Consider the following 16,984-nt stretch of genomic DNA (forward strand, 5'->3'; position numbering starts at 1 on the left):
CTAACACGGCTTATCGCTCACTCTACTTTGTCGTTGTTACCTTTGAGTGGACACGACAAAAATGCCAGCTCAAATTAATTGGCTGGCATTTTTATTACGTACTCGTCGTTGGGTGACTATTTACTGCAACTGACGCACAAGACATTTATTTTGCTAAAATATTAAGTAAATCTTTTTCTAGGCTAACCGTAGGTTTCTCAATAATAGTGCCTAAGGTTTTTTGCTGTTGTTGCACAATAAAGGTTGGAACATTGTCAATTTTATAAGGTGCAGCCAAACCTTTAGGGTCTTTTAAGTCATGATCTACAGCAATAAACTTAACGGTTATGTTTGGGTTGTTAACTTGTTTAAGCAGCTTCATGAAACGAGGGGTTTCTCGTTGGCTATCAGGACACCATGTGCCAAAAGCAACAACCACTTGGGTTGGGGTGCTGATTTGTTGTAACTGTTTAATTGCGGCTTTATCGGCATTGTAATCTTGAAATTGGGCGCTGTAACTTGGCAGCGAGGTTTCAATTTCTTTTAATGTCATTGCGCCAGTAATTATGACTTCGTCAGGCTCTCTTGAGCAGGTTTGTAGAAATCCGCCTTCACTTGCGTTATTCGTTGTGGCATCACAAGCGGCAAATACTGGTGAAATGGTACTAACGGATAAAATAAGCGCTGCTGAAGCTAACGTCGCTCGGAGGATATTTTTCATAAACAAAGTATCTTTTTAATGGCAAGAAGCGTTATTCAAGCATTGAAAAGCGGATTGAAACAGCTTTTTTTATACAAAATGATACAAAGATCACTAAAAAGGAAAGCCGCAGCTTTCCTTTTTATCGTTATCAAAATTGAAGCGACCTGGGGTTATTTATCTTCTTTTAACCACTGCGCAGCTTGCTTGGCAAAGTAAGTTAAAATGCCATCAGCACCGGCACGCTTGAAACAAAGAAGCGACTCCATCACAATGGCTTTTTCGGCTAACCAACCATTTTGAATCGCTGCCATGTGCATGGCATATTCGCCGCTGACTTGATATGCAAATGTAGGCACGGCAAGTTCAGTTTTAACTCGGCGAACGATATCAAGGTAAGGCATGCCAGGCTTCACCATTACCATGTCAGCACCTTCTTGAATATCAAGTGCAACTTCATGTAGTGCTTCGTCGCTGTTTGCAGGGTCCATTTGATAGCTGTGTTTATTGCCACCTTTTAAGTTGCCCGCAGAACCTACTGCGTCACGGAACGGACCGTAGTAGCTTGAAGAGTATTTAGCTGAATAAGCCATAATTTGGGTATTAACGTGTCCAGCGGCTTCTAACGCTTGACGAATGGCACCAATACGGCCGTCCATCATGTCTGAAGGGGCAACCATATCTGCACCTGCTTCAGCGTGCGACAATGCTTGTTTAACCAAAATTTCACTGGTGACATCGTTAATAATATAACCGGTTTCATCAATAATACCGTCTTGACCATGAGTGGTGTATGGGTCAAGTGCCACGTCGGTCATAATACCTAGCTCTGGGAAGGCGTGTTTTAATTCACGTACAGCACGTTGAACTAGGCCTTCAGGATTATAAGCTTCTTCAGCCATTAATGACTTTTTGTCAGCAGGTGTGACAGGGAACAAGGCAATGAGTGGGATACCTAATTCAACCAATTCTGCCGCTTCTTTTAGCAGTAAATCAATAGAGTAACGTTCAACACCCGGCATAGAAGCCACTTGTTCTGTGCGGTTATTACCTTCTAGCACGAACATTGGGTAGATGAGGTCGTTAACCGACAGTTGGTTTTCCGACATTAAGCGGCGGCTGAAATCATGTTTACGCATGCGGCGCATTCTGCGCTGTGGAAAAGCACTGGTAATAATATTCACTTGCAACTCCTGATAAAGTTATTCTGTTGTTTGCTCGAAATAGCACACTTTGTTGCGACCATTTCGTTTTGCTTCGTATAAGGCTTGATCGGCATTATCGAGTAACTGTATTGGATGTTGATCATTTTCAATAACCGTTACACTAACGCCAATACTAATGGTGGAATAGAACGTATGTCCTTGCCATTGTATGACTAAATCGCTAACGGCTTTTCGCATCATCTCTGCCACTAGCATTGCCCCATCTGGGGTCGTGTTAGGTAATATAATAGCAAATTCTTCACCACCAAAACGTGATACTAGATCCGTTGGACGCTTTAACTGTTCACTTAATGTCTTGGCAATTAATTGTATGGTGTTATCGCCAGCAAGATGACCGTATTTATCATTGATTGGCTTAAATTTGTCAATGTCGACCATTAAAATCCCGACCGGGGTTTGTTGGCGTCTGCTAATACGTCCTTCAGCAGCTAAACGGCGGTCAAAAGCATGGCGGTTTTTCACCCCTGTTAATTGGTCGGTATTATTTTGTTCGGTGAGTTTTTGATTCACTTCGTTAAGTTCACGCAAGGTGACCTCAAGCTCTAAAGTGCGCTCTTGTACCATGTGCTCAAGCTTCTCATTTGTTTGCTCTTCTAGGCGCAGTACATCTTCACGACTTTCACGAATACGTTGTGCTTGTTCTAAGGCTTTTTGCTGGATACGCTGTTTTTCTTTGCGCTCGTCGTTATAGCGAATAGCAAGCACAGCAGCCATGGTGATGACCTCAAATATAAGGCCAAACATAATGGGTGTTTGTAGCTTTATATCGTAATCAATAAACCCAAAATACAATAATCCACTGACGCCGCCGCCAATTAATAACCCCACTCGACCAATGAAATAGAGCATGGCATTTTTAAGGCCATTAAACGCGCGGATTAAAGAGAACACCGCTAATAATATTAGCACTAACATGATTGCTGTAATAATGAGATAAAGGCCGATGCTGTAGTCAATAAACGGCATAATAAAACTTAATATAATCGATGCGGTTGCCAATGCTCGGCACACTCTGAGCATGTTAATGCTGCTGTATTTTAGTTGGAGTGCTTTTTCAGTGAACATTAATGAGAAGGCCAAAATAATTGGCAGATTAATGGTCAAAATGTGTTGTTGTATATAAGGCGAGTTAGGCCAGATAAACTGAAAGCCTACGCCGTGAACGGTGACAATCAGTAAGGCAATACTCAGTACATAACCACAATAATAGCTATAACTAAATGAGCCCGAAGCTAGGGCGATAAACAGGCTGAAAATGCTGATAGCGAACAGAAGGCCAATTTGAAAGCCGTGCAGTAAATTGGTTTTTTCTGTCATTTGAGTTAAGTCGTTTGATGACCATAACGTTAAGGGCAAATCCATGTTGCCTTTAGTATTAATTTTTATATAAAAAGTGTGCTGTTCATTGGCTGCAACGTGTATTGGATACAAAAATATATTACTGCGAATTGGGCGCGCATTAAATGGGTAAATATCGCCTAAGCTGTGAGTGTTAACCAAGGAGTCATTAATAAAGTGGTACAGTTCAATGTGATCAATTAATGGGTTATCAATTGCGATAATACGGGTGAGGGGAGTGGTGCCACCGTTAATCTTAAAGCTGACCCAGTAATTTTTTATCCCCAGTTTATGTGAGTTGCTTCGTTTAAATTTATGCCAATCAGAAAAAGGTTGAGAGCGTATGTCAGATAATTTGTTTATGTGTTGACTGTCATGGATATAAACCCAATCTTGCAAGTTGATTTTAGCTGTTGATTCAACGTTTAAGTTTAAAGGCTCCATTTCATTAGCGGTTTGCGATGCATAAGCGATAGACATCACATTCATCAACAATATGCAAAGTAGCAGTTTGATTATTCCACTGGCATTCACTGACTACTTCTCCAGCATCGAGATAGGTAAATTAAAAAAATCGCGCGCATTGTTATAACAATAATCTGCTAATTCAGTTATTGGTTGTTGTCGTAATGTGGCCATTGAGTCAACGATATAAGGAAGGTATTGCGGCAAATTTTTACTCGATTTAGGTTTTGGTCGCATGCTGCGAGGTAATAAATATGGGCTGTCAGTTTCAGCCAATATGCGATTATTTGGGATTAAAGGTACTAAACTTGCCAGGGATTGTCCGCGTCGCTCATCGCAAATCCAGCCTGTAATACCAATATAGAGATCTTGTGCTAAACAGGCATTTAATTGGGCTTCATCGCCGGTAAAACAATGTATTAATGCGGCGGGTAAATGAGGTCGATATTGTTTAACGATATCAATAAAGTCGTCATGGGCATCGCGGCAATGCATTAGCACTGGCATGTTAAGTTCGCAGGCAAGTGCTAGCTGTTTGGCAAACACGTCACGTTGCTGATTGCGCGGGGAAAAATCACGGTTGTAATCTAAACCACACTCGCCAATAGCGACGACCTGAGGTTGAGCTGCCAGTGTTGTGATGGTTGCTAAGCTGTCATTGTCCCATGACTTTGCATGATGTGGATGCACGCCAGCAGTGCTAAACAATTTATTGGGATATTGCTGACAGCTAAATACGGCTTGTTGGCTTTCTTCGATATCGCTTCCAATTACAATTAAAGGTGATACTTGATGGTCGATGGCATCAGATATCACTGTATCCATTTTGTCGGCTAATTGTGGGCTGAGAAGATTTACAGCGATATCGATATATTGCTTCATATTATTTAATACGTTTCACTTTTATTTTTGCGTTACGGTCAGTAACGCCAAGCGAAAATGAACCTAAAGCGGCTTTTTCAATAATAACTTCTTGATCTAGTTTTAACTTATAACGGCGCGACTGTGTTTGTTTCCATACTTGACCATTATCAAGTGTGATAATGAGTGCGCCGTAAGGATCTTTTTTAATTACCGTAACCACACCGCGGATCTCATTGACACTGACTGCTTTTACTTTTAAACCAAACTCGGCTTTAGACGCGGTTGGAGTAACGACTTGGGGTTGAACTGCAACTTGGTTAAGGCTTTGCTCCTGTGAGGTAACCTCGCTGGTGTCGACAGCAAGAGATTGACTAAGCTTGTCATAACAGACTAACCGTTCCAACTTGTCAGTTTGCTGAGCGCATTGAAGCATTTGTTGTGGTAGCGATGGTGATAATTGCTGAGGTAATTGTTCTGCTGCTTGTGCATTGATGGCCAGTAGGCTTACCGCTAAAGTTAATCCGCTGGGAAGTTGCGTTATTAAATTCCGATTACGTCGCATAATATTATCCTTATTATTATTGATATGGCTTTATTGGCTTAAGTATATGGCGTGAATTTTACACATTTGAGCTTAGTAACGGTAAACGTTATTTTTACATGATGTTTTATCGTGCTTATCCATCTATGTCTAGTCTGTATTGTGTTTCAGTGTCTGTTTTTACAGTAATTTAATCTTCATTGAGACAATGTTGATATTCAGGTTACGTTTGTTGTTATTCCGGTTTTTTTAATACAATAAAAAAGGGTGGAAAATCCACCCTTTTTAATTCATCTGCTGTGATTACTGCTATTTTTCTGGCTCTGCTTTTGTTTCAGACTCATCGCTTTGCTCTTCGTCCTCTTCATCATCACCTTTTGGCGTATACATTTTTGCCGCAATTAACCCGCCTTCAAATAACAATAACATTGGTATTGCGAGCATGGTTTGCGAAATGATATCAGGTGGCGTCAGTAACATACCTATGACAAAGGCACCAACAACGATATAGGGGCGTTTTTGTTGTAGCTCTTTTGGTGTCGTAACGCCTGCCCAACATAAAAGGACAACGGCTACAGGAATTTCAAAGGCTAACCCAAAAGCAAAAAACAGTTTTAAAATAAAGCTGAGATAGCTGCTGATGTCGGTTGCGACTTCAACCCCTTCTGGAGCAACACTGGTGAAAAAACCAAAAACAACTGGAAATACAACGTAATAAGCAAATGCTATTCCCATATAAAATAGCAGCGTACTGCTAACTAATAATGGCATAACAAGGCGTTTTTCGTGCTTATAAAGTCCCGGCGCGATAAATGACCAAATTTGTAATAATACGTAGGGTATTGCCACAAAAAAAGCTAACACTAAAGTGAGTTTAAATGGTGCAAAGAATGGTGCGGCAACATCTGTCGCGATCATACTGCCCGATGCAGGAAGTGCATCCATTAATGGCATTGCGACATATTGATAGATATCATTTGCCCAATAAACAAGGGCAATAAACACAATTAACACACTACCAACGGCTTTTAGAAGTTTGTTTCTTAGTTCAAGCAAATGACTAATAAGTGGCTGCTGTTGCGACATGAATTACCCGTTTGTTTTTGAATTAGCACTACTATCGCTGTCGCTATTATCAGCGGTTGGCTTAGCGTTATCCTGTGTCTCGGTTTTCAATGGTTCAACTTCGAAAGCCGGAGGCTCTACAGGCGGTTGTTCGTCAACTTGATAAGGACGATTGACCGATTGTGCAGCTTCTTTAAGCTGATCGATTGATTGTTGCAATTCAGGTGATAAATTTGAAAGGCCTTTGCTTTCAACTTTTTTCAAATCAGAATGCAACTGCTCAATTTGCAGCTCTTGTTCAAGTTCATCTTTTACAGAGTTAGCCATACGTTTCAAAGTACGTATCCAACCTGTAATTGAGCGGACTGCGACGGGTAATCTTTCGGGGCCGAGTACAACCAGCCCCAATATGCCTATCAGCAGCAGCTCCATAAAGCCGATACCGTCGAACATAATTGATTACGCCTGTTCTTTATCCTTTGACTCAGGCTTTTTTTCTTCAGCCTGCTGTGAAGTTTGAGCAACTTCTTTTTCTTCAATCGCCTTTGCTTCGTCTTCAGAAGACATGGCACTCTTGAAGCCTTTAACTGCACCGCCTAAATCACCGCCTAAAGAACGTAATTTCTTCGTTCCAAAAAGTAAAACAACAATTAATGCAACGATAAGAAGTTGCCAAATACTGATGCCGCCCATGAAGATTTCCTCTTAAACATTTGTAATGTAATAGTCTACTTAACTGTAAAATAACTGCCATGCTCTTAACACATGTATGAAAAACACGTCGATTATATTAAGTATTATGAACTTCTAATTAATAAGTGCTAGCTAAAATTTGCGATTCTTTGGTCTAGATCGCCATCCTATAAGCCATAGCACTGTACCTAAGCTAATGCTTACATAAGCTGGCCATAGTGTAACGTTTTGACTAAATAATATTGTGCCACAGATCAACAAAACGGCAGAAGTGATGAGAAGGTATTGGCTTTTTTGGTTTTTTTGTTGAAAGTTCAAATACTTATCTAGCATTTGTTGTTGTGAACCCAACAGTTTTCTGCCCATTTTTAAGTTGTCGATCACTAATTCAGGGATTTCAGGAAACTTATCTGACCAATATGGCACGTTGGCTTTCATTTTGTTAAACATGGCTTTAGGGCCAACTTGTTCTGCCATCCATTGTTCTAAAAATGGCTTGGCAGTTTGCCAAAGATCCAGCTGCGGATAAAGTTGACGGCCTAAACCTTCAATATAAAGTAAGGTTTTTTCCAATAATACCAATTGCGGTTGCACGACGATGTCAAATTTTCTGGCTGTTCTAAAGAGCTCGAGTAGGACGTGACCGAATGAGATTTCGTCTAAAGGTTTATTGAACATGGGCTCGCAAACGACTTTTACAGCTTGTTCAAATGCCAAAATATCGGTGTTTTCAGACACCCAACCAGACTCAATGTATAACTGGGCGATGCGATGGTAATCACGATTGAAAAAAGCGAGGAAGTTTTCGGCTAGGTAACGTTTATCTTGCTCTGTCAGTGTTCCCATGATGCCGCAATCAAGGCCTATGTAATATGGATTTTCAGGGTGCTCTGTGCTGATAAAAATATTACCAGGGTGCATATCGGCATGGAAAAAATTATCACGAAACACTTGAGTGAAGAATAATTCAACGCCACGTTCAGCAAGTAGTTTTAAGTTAGTGCCTTGTGCATTAAGTGCGTCAATGTCTGACACGGGGATGCCGTATACGCGCTCCATAACCATTAAGCGTGGATAACAATGTTCTTCATACACAAAAGGGATATAAAGAGCGCCTGATTCTAAAAAGTTATTGCGTAGTCTAATAGCATTAAGTGCTTCAAGTTTTAAGTTTAGTTCGCCTAAAATGGTGGTTTGATAATCTTCAATCACTTCAGCTGGGCGTAAGCGGTTACCTTCACCGAGTACACGTTCGAGCAAATTAGCCCCTTGTGACATCATTAATAAGTCTGCGCGAATTTTAGCTTCAACATTTGGGCGTAAAACTTTTAGCACCACTTCTTTGCCGTTCGATTTTAATATAGCGGTGTGTACTTGAGAAATAGATGCAGAAGCTAAAGGGGTATCGTTAAAGTCATCAAATAGTGATTCAATTGGGGCATTTAGCTCTTCTTCAATGGCTTTTCTGGCCAGACTTGAATCAAATGGAGGGACTTTATCTTGTAGCATGGCTAACTGATATGCCCACTCGTCGTCGAGTAAGTCGCGACGAGTAGACAGCATTTGCCCTAATTTGATGTAAACCGGCCCAAGTTCTTGCATGGCTAAACGGACGCGTTCTGCCGGGAGTGATTGCTTGTGTTTGTTACGTAACCAAAAAAAGCACATTCGAACCAGTGAAAAGTACCAAGGCCGCTTTTGAGGAGGAATGAGATCATCTATGCCGTAGTTTAAAACGATTTTGATAACATTGTAGCCGCGCTTGATACTTGCAATGGTCATGTAATTATTTTGTCTCTTAGTTTTGTTATTTGTTGGGCGAGTTGATCGGTATCGTTGACGATATCTTCTATGTTGTCTTTAAAATGCAGGTAGTCAATTTTGTGCAAAGTGAGTTTGTATTCTTCATTGAGCAATTGCCCCATATGATCGACGCTTTTCATTGCGACGTCTTTTGAAGTGTTAATGAGGCGTTTGCTTTGTTGAGTGAGGATATGGGCAGGTGCGTCACCAATGTATTTTGAGAGTGGTTCGGCAAAATCAAATTCAATTTGCTGTAAATAATGACTGAATGTTTGCAGTAATTGAATGTCACCTTTTAACTGCAGTTTATCTTGTTTGATGAGTTCGGTGAGGTTAGCACCTTCGGTAAGGGTATAGAGTGTTGAAGCATCAGCAATAACACTGACATCGGCTTGACCTTCGTAGTAACTAAAAACGTGTATTTGTTTGGCAAAGACAAAATACAGTGGCCAGTTTAACTGGCTTAACTTAATGCAAAGGACTTTTGAATGCAGTGTCTTTAACTTGGCATAATCAACTTTGGCTTGCGTAGGAAGGGCGGCGAAGCCCATTTCTATCGCGCTACAGGTGAGAAGTGCTAAGTGATTCACTCGCATTAAAACTTGTATCCTCGATGCAAAGCCACTACGCCATCGGTCATGTTGGTGTAGTCGACTTGTTCTAGGCCGGCATCAATCATCATTTGCTTTAATGTTTCTTGATCTGGATGCATGCGGATTGATTCAGCCAAATATTCGTAACTGTCGGCATCTTGAGTGATCATTGCGCCCATTTTAGGCAATACTTTAAAGCTATATAAGTCGTAGACTTTGCGCATTACTTCATGCTTTGGTTTTGAAAACTCAAGCACTAACAGTTTGCCACCTGGCTTTAACACACGGCGCATTGAACGTAAGGCCGCGTCTTTATCGGTTACGTTACGCAGACCAAATGCAATGGTGATTATATCAAAGTGGTTATCAGGAAATGGCAACGCTTCAGCGTTAGCTTGTACATAGGAAACGTTATTAACAATACCGCGGTCACGTAATTTAGTGCGGCCAACTTTTAGCATTGAGTCATTAATATCTGCAATGACAACGCTACCTGTATTACCCACAATGCGTGAAAATTTGGCTGTTAAATCGCCAGTACCACCCGCTAAATCGAGGATACTCATGCCAGGCCGCGCTGCTGCGACTTCAATGGTATGGCGCTTCCATAAACGGTGAATACCGAATGACATAACATCATTCATAATGTCATATTTGGCAGCCACAGAATGAAACACGTCAGCCACTAAGTCAGCTTTCTTCTCTGCTTCAACGGTTTTATAACCAAAATGAGTATTGTTTGAATTGTCTTCAGACATCGGTATTTTCCTATTATCCTATTTTACAATTTGTGAATATAGAGTGTATTCCATTGTCACAGTTTGCTGAATCGTTGTTCATTCAGTTTGTGATGGTTATCAATTGAAGTGCTAAAGTTAATCCTTTTGTTTTAGGCGTTAATTAGCTATACGCAAATGGGTTTTATTTTGGCTCAATTGAACAACGCATTTTTTGAGCATTAGAGCACGAATAAGGCGTACAAATCTACTTTAACCCACAGTATTAAGTCGGCCTTGAATGTAAGCATAAATTAATTCACTGACACTTTGGCCCACATCGCGCGCACCAGCTTGTGGGTTACTGTCGTGACAACTTGGTGCAGCCTCAGCAATATGACAATAAGCACTGTGACTGTGGTTGGCAATATAGTAAAGATAATGGCAAGCGTCGTTAAGCGGTATACCGGCCATTGTTGTCGCGCTGCTTGGCATTTTACTGATTGCGTCAACATCAAGCTCCACGCCAACAGGTGCAGCGGTTTGATTTAGTTTTTTCACGGCTTGTTCAAGTGCGCTGTCAAGGCGCAATTCTCGACGTACCCAAATTTGTTGGAAGGTATGCCAAGTGGCACCAAATAAACTTAACTGCTCTAATGACGCTTCGGTATTTTTAAGCTCATGCAAGCCTAAAATATGGTAGTCGTTTAACGCGCCATTGGCTGCGGCATAACTAAAGCCGTTACCGCTGTGGCGTCCTTCTCTTGGACGAAAGTCGCTGTGAGGATCAAGGTTTATGGCGCTTAATGCTTGCGAAAAGTGATGCTTAGCCGCGGTTAAAATTGGAAAGGCATTATTGTGCCCGCCACCAATGATGATAGGCTCTAGTTGGGCTGCAAATACCTGAGTTAGTATCGCTTCAACTGCATGATCAAGTTGTGCGGTTAAGTGCCTTAAATCCGGTATGCTGTCGATGGCGCTGAGTTCGTTTGCGCTGGTGTTAAGACTAATTTGCCCGACAATCAAACATTGGGAGGCATCGAAGAATCGATTTGATTGTAAGTTTAGCCACTGACTAAGGGTGGCATTAAAAGCGTTGTCTGCACCGCCTCGCCCTAAGTTCGCCCTGGGGCCAATGTCTTCTGCAATGCCAATAATGGCAAACCGAGCGCCAGCAGATTTTGCTTTGGTAAGCGCTTGTTCAAGTGGCATTTGCGCGTCAAGTAATTGCACTTGCTGACCTATTTTTACTTCACCATCACGCGGGCTTAATTGCGTTTGTAAGGCACAATGGGTATAAGGTAAGAGCATAAAACATCCTTGAAAGCCAATAAAAAAGCCAGCATAGCTGGCTTTAATCAATAAAGTTAATCATTGCAAGATACGTATTAGCATCATAAAAAGTGCGTGATGATTAATCAATATCTAATGGTTCTGGTGACAAAATGATACCGGTGTTATCAGCATAAACATGATCGCCGGGCAAAAAGGTTACGCCACCAAAGTTAACTGGAATTTCCACTTCGCCAACACTGTGTTGGTCTGCACCAACTGGAATGGATGCCATCGCTTGAATGCCGATATCGAACTCTTCGAGTGCGTCAACGTCGCGGACGGTGCCGTATACAATAATACCTTCCCAGTGATTATTGACCGCTTGTTCAACAATGCGAGCATCAATCAGAGCACGTCTAAGCGATCCTCCGCCATCGATGAGTAAGACTTTTCCTTCACCGTCTTCTTGAACTGCATCGGCAATAAGGCCGTTATCTTCAAAGCACTTGATTGTGCTAATGGCACCACCAAAAGAGCTGCAACCACCATAATTACTGAACATAGGTTCGACGACATCGACGACATCAATATACATATCACACAGTTCTGAGGTGTTGTATTCCATAGTTAACTCCTAATGGTAAGCCAAATTTTTACCTATTAAATAAGGCAAAGTTTTACCTATTAAATAAGGCAAAGTTTAATGAATTATATGAGCTTTTCTTGAAAATAAAAGCGGTATTAATCACGCACCGATGGTTATTTGATGATTTATTTGTTTACTATTTAGAACTCTTTGTTTTATTATTCAGTCGAAAGCGACGCGTTGTACCTTATTTTTTTACATTGTAGCGATGATATTGGTACAGATGCCGAACATTTTGATATCGAACGTAATGGCAATGAATCAATTGCTTAGCTTTCATTATATTCAGTTGATAAAACTGAAATGCACTCATTTGTTGGTTTTAGGGACGTGGTTCCTGATTAAATATTTAGCAAAGGCACAACAGCCTGAAAGAGGTTCTGATGGAAAACATGAATATGATTGAAGTTGTGGGGTATATGGCATCAGTGATGGTGGCTATCTCATTAATGATGAAGGATATTATTTGGCTTCGTTGGATTAATTTTGTAGGTTGCAGCTTGTTTGTTATTTACGGGGTGCAAATCGATGCTTGGCCTGTGGCTGGCATGAATGCCTTTGTCGGATGCGTCAATATTTATCATCTGGCTAAAATTTATCGTAAAAAGTTTTTTGCAACAGCCGCGGCATAACGTTAACGCTTGTCTGTTATGACTCACGTCGCCTTTGGGCGGCGTGGTCGTTTATCTGCTTAGTTAATTTTCCGCAAATACGAATGTTAAATACCGAATATAGTGCTAAATACCGAATATAAAGACGCAATATTAAGTTGTTGTCTTTACCACCTTGGGTGTCAGGCCTGCTGCACTCGATGTCAAAAATCACTGATTAAATACCCCATACCGTACTTCCAATATTCAATATTGCGTTTCTGATTGTTAGCTCCAGCCATAAGATATTGATACAAATATTTTAATTGTAATTTCAATTATCTTCTATCTTCTATCTGCATTTCTAGCTGTCATAAATATTTCGACAAACCGTCATGTAATCGTCATTGGTATTTTCTATGGTTTGTTTGCCATCAACGGCTTAGGTCTTAACCTAAACAACCCAAGGATTGATGTGATGAGAGTAGCCATAACAAAAATGGATAAAACGGCGTTTTATTATCTTGCAAGCTTAGGACGAGTAGCCAAGTGGCACACCCTCGCATTGCGGACGTCAGCTTGTGGCAATGGGCCTTTATATGTTGTGTTGTTTGTGGGCTTATTCTTTACCCATCAACAAGGTAGCGCGTTCTTCCACGCTGGCTTGATTAGCTTTGCTATTGAACTCCCTATTTACTTTGGGCTTAAAAATGGCATTCGCCGGGTGAGACCTTGCCATTGCTTAGCAGGCGTTCAAAGTTCGATTGAACCATCTGATAAGTTTAGTTTGCCGTCAGGACATAGTAGTGCAGCGTTTGTAATGGCGGGATTAGTGTATTGTTTTTTCCCCTTATTTGCGCCTATAGCCTTTATTTGGGCCACAGCGATTGCCTTATCTAGGGTGATATTAGGGGTGCATTATCCGCTAGATACTATTGCGGGTATGGGGCTAGGGATAGGAAGCGTTTGGTGTGCCAGCTTATTTTTTATTGGTGTATAGCGAAAAAACGGCAATGAATTTGTGATAAATCGAGCTCAGTAAGAACCCTAGCGGTTTGGCTACATTTTAAGGTTAATGCAAATAAGCAGAGGGAAGTGAGTGAATGAATTTACTTTATGGTGTGCAAGGTACAGGCAATGGTCATATTAGCCGTGCAAGAGTGATGGCCAAAGCTTTTGAACAACAAAATGTTAAGGTGGATTATTTATTTTCTGGACGTGATGACGATGAATATTTCGACATGGCATGTTTTGGTGATTATCAAACTCGCTCTGGAATGACTTTTGTGAGTGAAAAAGGCCGCGTGAAATACTTAAAAACGGGTAAACAAAACCTACAAGCGCCAATGCGTAAAGAGGTGAATGAACTCGATTTGTCAAAATACGATTTAGTGTTAAATGATTTTGAGCCTGTATCGGCTTGGGCGGCAAAACGTCAAGGTGTGACGTCGATCTCTGTTAGTCACCAAGCCGCTTTTAAGTATGGCGTACCTAAGCGTGGTATGAATTGGTTTAATGAATTACTGATTAACCATTTTGCACCAGCAGATGTGTCTTTAGGTTGTCATTGGCATCACTTTGGCTATCCCATATTGCCGCCTTTTGTTGATGTCACTCAAGATGTTCAAGGCGAAAACCAGCGTATTTTAGTGTATTTACCTTTTGAAGCGGCAGATGACATTGTGACATTTTTAAGTGCAACGCAAGCAGTAAACTTTGTTGTTTACCATAAACACATACCTTCAATGCCTTTACCACCACATATTCAATGGTGTGGTTTTGACCGACAAAGGTTTAAAACTCATTTGGCTAGATGTGGTGGCGTTATTGGTAATGCTGGCTTTGAATTAGCCAGTGAAGCGATGACTTTAGGCAAAAAATTGTTGGTTAAACCGTTAGTCGGTCAATTTGAGCAAACGGCAAATGTGGCAGCATTAGAGTTATTGGCTGCGGCGCAAAGCATGAATAAATTAGACGCTACTATATTAACACGCTGGTTAAAAGCCTCATCACCAGCACCTATTGCGTATCCTCAAGTGGGTGATGTGTTAGCTAAGTGGGTTGTTAAAGGCGATTGGTTTGAGCATAAAAGTTTATGTGACAACTTATGGCAACAAGTGTCGCTACCAGATAATTGGGCAAAAAAACAATAATGCTAATATTGATATTAATTTTGTCTTCCCCACAAAAAAGGTTCACCGAGGTGAACCTTTTTTGTGGGTGTGAGTTTAATCGTTATGACTGTAACGGAGTTATCCATTAATAAATTTCATCATCATGACTATTTCAAACGATGATTATCCAATGTCACTAAGTGCGAGTATTTAGCCACGCAATATCGCTGTCAATTATGGCGTTACCTTTAGGCTTTTAAAGAATGACGGGTGTGTAATATTTCTAATAACTTATCTTCCAATTCGAATCGAGACTCCATGGTTTGCGCGAGTGCGGAAAGGTCACCATCGAGTTGATATAAGATTTTTTCGTCAGCCATTTCAGAATATTTATCATTAAAATCGAGGGCTAAGTCGGTGCTTTTACTGATTTGTGGTAATAACAACTGGGCTGTGTTTTTGCTCGTCGCGCTGTTTTTTTCACATGCAGAGACTAGGTTGTCGTAAACCTCAAAATGACCTTCTGAAACATAATCAACTAGTTGTGCGCAAAACTGTTTTATTTCATCTGTACTTGGAAGTGACTTTTCTGCTCGGGTATATGGTGCAAGGCCAGCAAGGGTAAAGTATTGAATTAACAATTTACGTCTATTGTTGAGCCATTGATCGATGAGCGAGTTGGAGCCGCCCCATCTTTGTTCTGCTTTTTCAAGTTTTGTTAGCATTGACGTTCTCACTCATCGACTCTGTGTAATCACTAATGTATTGGACAATGTGTATCGTGATCAACTGTTTTATCACAATAATCTCAATAGTTATCATAGAAGTTAACTTACTGCTTCTGAGGCTAGGTATAAAGTTGTAGATTTTAGGCATAAAAAAACCAGTGATAGAAAACTATCACTGGTCAAATAAAGTTTTAAGGGCATCGATACTTCGTGCTTCTTGATTGTTCTTGCTAGCGCACAGTTTTTATACCAAAGGCGTAAACAAGGTGCAAGACTTTATAGATTAAATATGCAGCTTTACTCAAAATGGCTATTTTTGTGAACTAGTAATAGCTGTTTGTGAACATGGCGATATAGATTAAGGATTAGCTCACATAAATTTAGCTTTAGTGGTTACATTAATCACGTAAGTGCTAAACTACGCGCCAGCGGATATCACAATAAGTAGGAAAAAAGCCAAATGGCAGAACTAAAGAATGATCGTTATTTACGCGCTTTATTAAAACAACCTGTCGATAGAACGCCTGTCTGGATGATGCGTCAAGCTGGACGTTATCTACCTGAATACAAAGCAACTCGCGCACAAGCGGGTGACTTTATGTCTCTTTGTAAAAACCAAGATTTGGCTTGTGAAGTGACTCTTCAGCCTTTACGTCGTTACGACCTAGACGCGGCAATCTTGTTCTCAGATATTCTTACTGTACCTGATGCTATGGGCTTAGGCTTATACTTCGAAGCAGGAGAAGGCCCTCGTTTTGAGCGCCCAACAGATACCATTGATGCGATTAAAAAGCTATCAATCCCAGATCCAGAAGATCAATTAGGTTACGTCATGCGTGCCGTTAGCACTATCCGTCGTGAACTTAAAGGCGAAGTGCCATTAATTGGTTTCTCAGGCTCTCCTTGGACATTAGCAACCTATATGGTTGAAGGTGGTTCAAGCAAAACATTCGAAAAAATAAAAAAAATGGCATACGAAGAGCCAGCTACATTGCATTTATTATTAGATAAATTAGCTGATTCAGTTATTTTATATCTTAATGCGCAAGTTGCTAACGGTGCACAAGCATTAATGATTTTCGATTCATGGGGCGGTGCATTATCTCACCATGCTTACCGTGAGTTCTCATTACGTTACATGCAAAAAATCGTTGATGGCTTAACTCGCCACGCTGATGGACGTCAAGTACCCGTGACATTGTTCACTAAAGGTGGTGGACTGTGGTTAGAGTCTATGGCTGACACCGGTTGTGATGCTCTTGGTTTAGACTGGACTGTTGATATTGGCGATGCTCGTCGTCGTGTTGGTGAAAAAGTGGCTCTTCAAGGCAACATGGACCCATCAGTATTGTATGCTTCTCCAGAGCGTATTCATCAAGAAGTTGACCAAATTTTGTCATCTTACGGTGAAGGTACCGGCCATGTGTTTAACTTAGGCCATGGTATCCACCAACATGTTAATCCTGAACATGCTGGCGCATTTATTAATTCAGTACATGAGTTATCTGGTAAATATCACAAGTAAGTTTCCTCAGAATAATCCTGATTAAACTTATCATTAAAAAGACGAGCATTATGCTCGTCTTTTTTGTTAATCAATTTATTCAAAGTTCGTGGCGTGGGTCACATGAAAATCTTCACTTCGAAT

18 protein-coding genes are annotated in these 16,984 nt (G+C 40.8%); 4 read left to right on the plus strand and 14 right to left on the minus strand.

What is annotated here, in order from left to right:
* Positions 1-145 precede the first annotated feature (145 nt).
* The 13 genes from G3R48_RS05955 to rraA form a co-directional block, all read right to left on the minus strand.
* On the minus strand, positions 146-700 hold the full coding sequence (locus G3R48_RS05955; RefSeq protein ID WP_153661954.1) for a TlpA family protein disulfide reductase: 555 nt from the start codon (positions 698-700) through the stop codon (positions 146-148).
* A 152-nt stretch (positions 701-852) separates the two neighbouring features.
* Complete coding sequence (gene hemB, locus G3R48_RS05960; RefSeq protein ID WP_212593241.1) at positions 853-1,863, minus strand: porphobilinogen synthase; 1,011 nt, start codon at positions 1,861-1,863, stop codon at positions 853-855.
* 18 nt (positions 1,864-1,881) lie between these two features.
* Positions 1,882-3,723 carry a sensor domain-containing diguanylate cyclase gene (locus tag G3R48_RS05965; protein ID WP_228497315.1) on the minus strand — a complete coding sequence of 614 codons (1,842 nt, stop codon included), beginning with the start codon at positions 3,721-3,723 and terminating at the stop codon, positions 1,882-1,884.
* Between the two features lie 57 nt (positions 3,724-3,780).
* A complete protein-coding gene (locus tag G3R48_RS05970; RefSeq protein ID WP_153661952.1) occupies positions 3,781-4,590 on the minus strand; it encodes a TatD family hydrolase in 810 nt (269 codons plus the stop codon).
* A gap of 1 nt (position 4,591) precedes the next feature.
* The gene (locus G3R48_RS05975; protein ID WP_153661951.1) at positions 4,592-5,134 is read right to left on the minus strand and encodes a hypothetical protein; all 543 of its coding nucleotides are present in this window, start codon (positions 5,132-5,134) and stop codon (positions 4,592-4,594) included.
* Positions 5,135-5,422: 288 nt separating this feature from the next.
* The gene (gene tatC, locus G3R48_RS05980; RefSeq protein ID WP_153661949.1) at positions 5,423-6,199 is read right to left on the minus strand and encodes a twin-arginine translocase subunit TatC; all 777 of its coding nucleotides are present in this window, start codon (positions 6,197-6,199) and stop codon (positions 5,423-5,425) included.
* 3 nt (positions 6,200-6,202) lie between these two features.
* The gene (gene tatB, locus G3R48_RS05985; RefSeq protein ID WP_153661947.1) at positions 6,203-6,631 is read right to left on the minus strand and encodes a Sec-independent protein translocase protein TatB; all 429 of its coding nucleotides are present in this window, start codon (positions 6,629-6,631) and stop codon (positions 6,203-6,205) included.
* A gap of 6 nt (positions 6,632-6,637) precedes the next feature.
* Positions 6,638-6,871, minus strand: coding sequence for a Sec-independent protein translocase subunit TatA (gene tatA, locus G3R48_RS05990; RefSeq protein ID WP_153661945.1), 234 nt, complete (start codon positions 6,869-6,871; stop codon positions 6,638-6,640).
* A 132-nt stretch (positions 6,872-7,003) separates the two neighbouring features.
* Positions 7,004-8,653 carry a ubiquinone biosynthesis regulatory protein kinase UbiB gene (ubiB, locus tag G3R48_RS05995; RefSeq protein WP_153661943.1) on the minus strand — a complete coding sequence of 550 codons (1,650 nt, stop codon included), beginning with the start codon at positions 8,651-8,653 and terminating at the stop codon, positions 7,004-7,006.
* The gene (locus G3R48_RS06000; RefSeq protein WP_153661941.1) at positions 8,650-9,270 is read right to left on the minus strand and encodes a ubiquinone biosynthesis accessory factor UbiJ; all 621 of its coding nucleotides are present in this window, start codon (positions 9,268-9,270) and stop codon (positions 8,650-8,652) included. Before G3R48_RS06000 ends, ubiB begins: the two co-directional genes overlap by 4 nt.
* A complete protein-coding gene (ubiE, locus tag G3R48_RS06005; RefSeq protein WP_153661939.1) occupies positions 9,270-10,025 on the minus strand; it encodes a bifunctional demethylmenaquinone methyltransferase/2-methoxy-6-polyprenyl-1,4-benzoquinol methylase UbiE in 756 nt (251 codons plus the stop codon). The genes G3R48_RS06000 and ubiE overlap by 1 nt, the downstream gene beginning before the upstream one ends.
* A gap of 231 nt (positions 10,026-10,256) precedes the next feature.
* A complete protein-coding gene (locus G3R48_RS06010; RefSeq protein ID WP_153661937.1) occupies positions 10,257-11,294 on the minus strand; it encodes a formimidoylglutamase in 1,038 nt (345 codons plus the stop codon).
* A 103-nt stretch (positions 11,295-11,397) separates the two neighbouring features.
* On the minus strand, positions 11,398-11,883 hold the full coding sequence (gene rraA / locus G3R48_RS06015; RefSeq protein ID WP_153661935.1) for a ribonuclease E activity regulator RraA: 486 nt from the start codon (positions 11,881-11,883) through the stop codon (positions 11,398-11,400).
* 404 nt (positions 11,884-12,287) lie between these two features.
* Here rraA and G3R48_RS06020 point away from each other — a divergent pair, with 404 nt between their 5' ends.
* From G3R48_RS06020 to G3R48_RS06030, 3 genes are all read left to right on the plus strand, one after another.
* Positions 12,288-12,536: a YgjV family protein gene (locus G3R48_RS06020; RefSeq protein WP_153661933.1), complete on the plus strand. Its 249-nt coding sequence runs from the start codon at positions 12,288-12,290 to the stop codon at positions 12,534-12,536.
* A gap of 436 nt (positions 12,537-12,972) precedes the next feature.
* On the plus strand, positions 12,973-13,494 hold the full coding sequence (locus G3R48_RS06025) for a phosphatase PAP2 family protein (protein WP_153661931.1): 522 nt from the start codon (positions 12,973-12,975) through the stop codon (positions 13,492-13,494).
* 103 nt (positions 13,495-13,597) lie between these two features.
* Positions 13,598-14,647, plus strand: coding sequence for an MJ1255/VC2487 family glycosyltransferase (locus G3R48_RS06030; RefSeq protein ID WP_153661929.1), 1,050 nt, complete (start codon positions 13,598-13,600; stop codon positions 14,645-14,647).
* A 209-nt stretch (positions 14,648-14,856) separates the two neighbouring features.
* On the opposite strand, the gene rsd is transcribed toward G3R48_RS06030, so the two are convergent.
* Positions 14,857-15,333 carry a sigma D regulator gene (gene rsd, locus G3R48_RS06035; protein WP_153661927.1) on the minus strand — a complete coding sequence of 159 codons (477 nt, stop codon included), beginning with the start codon at positions 15,331-15,333 and terminating at the stop codon, positions 14,857-14,859.
* Between the two features lie 463 nt (positions 15,334-15,796).
* On the opposite strand from rsd, the gene hemE reads away from it, so the two are divergent.
* On the plus strand, positions 15,797-16,861 hold the full coding sequence (gene hemE, locus G3R48_RS06040) for a uroporphyrinogen decarboxylase (RefSeq protein ID WP_153661925.1): 1,065 nt from the start codon (positions 15,797-15,799) through the stop codon (positions 16,859-16,861).
* Positions 16,862-16,984: the final 123 nt, after the last annotated feature.

This window comes from Shewanella intestini, assembly GCF_018221465.1.
Lineage (GTDB): Bacteria > Pseudomonadota > Gammaproteobacteria > Enterobacterales > Shewanellaceae > Shewanella > Shewanella intestini.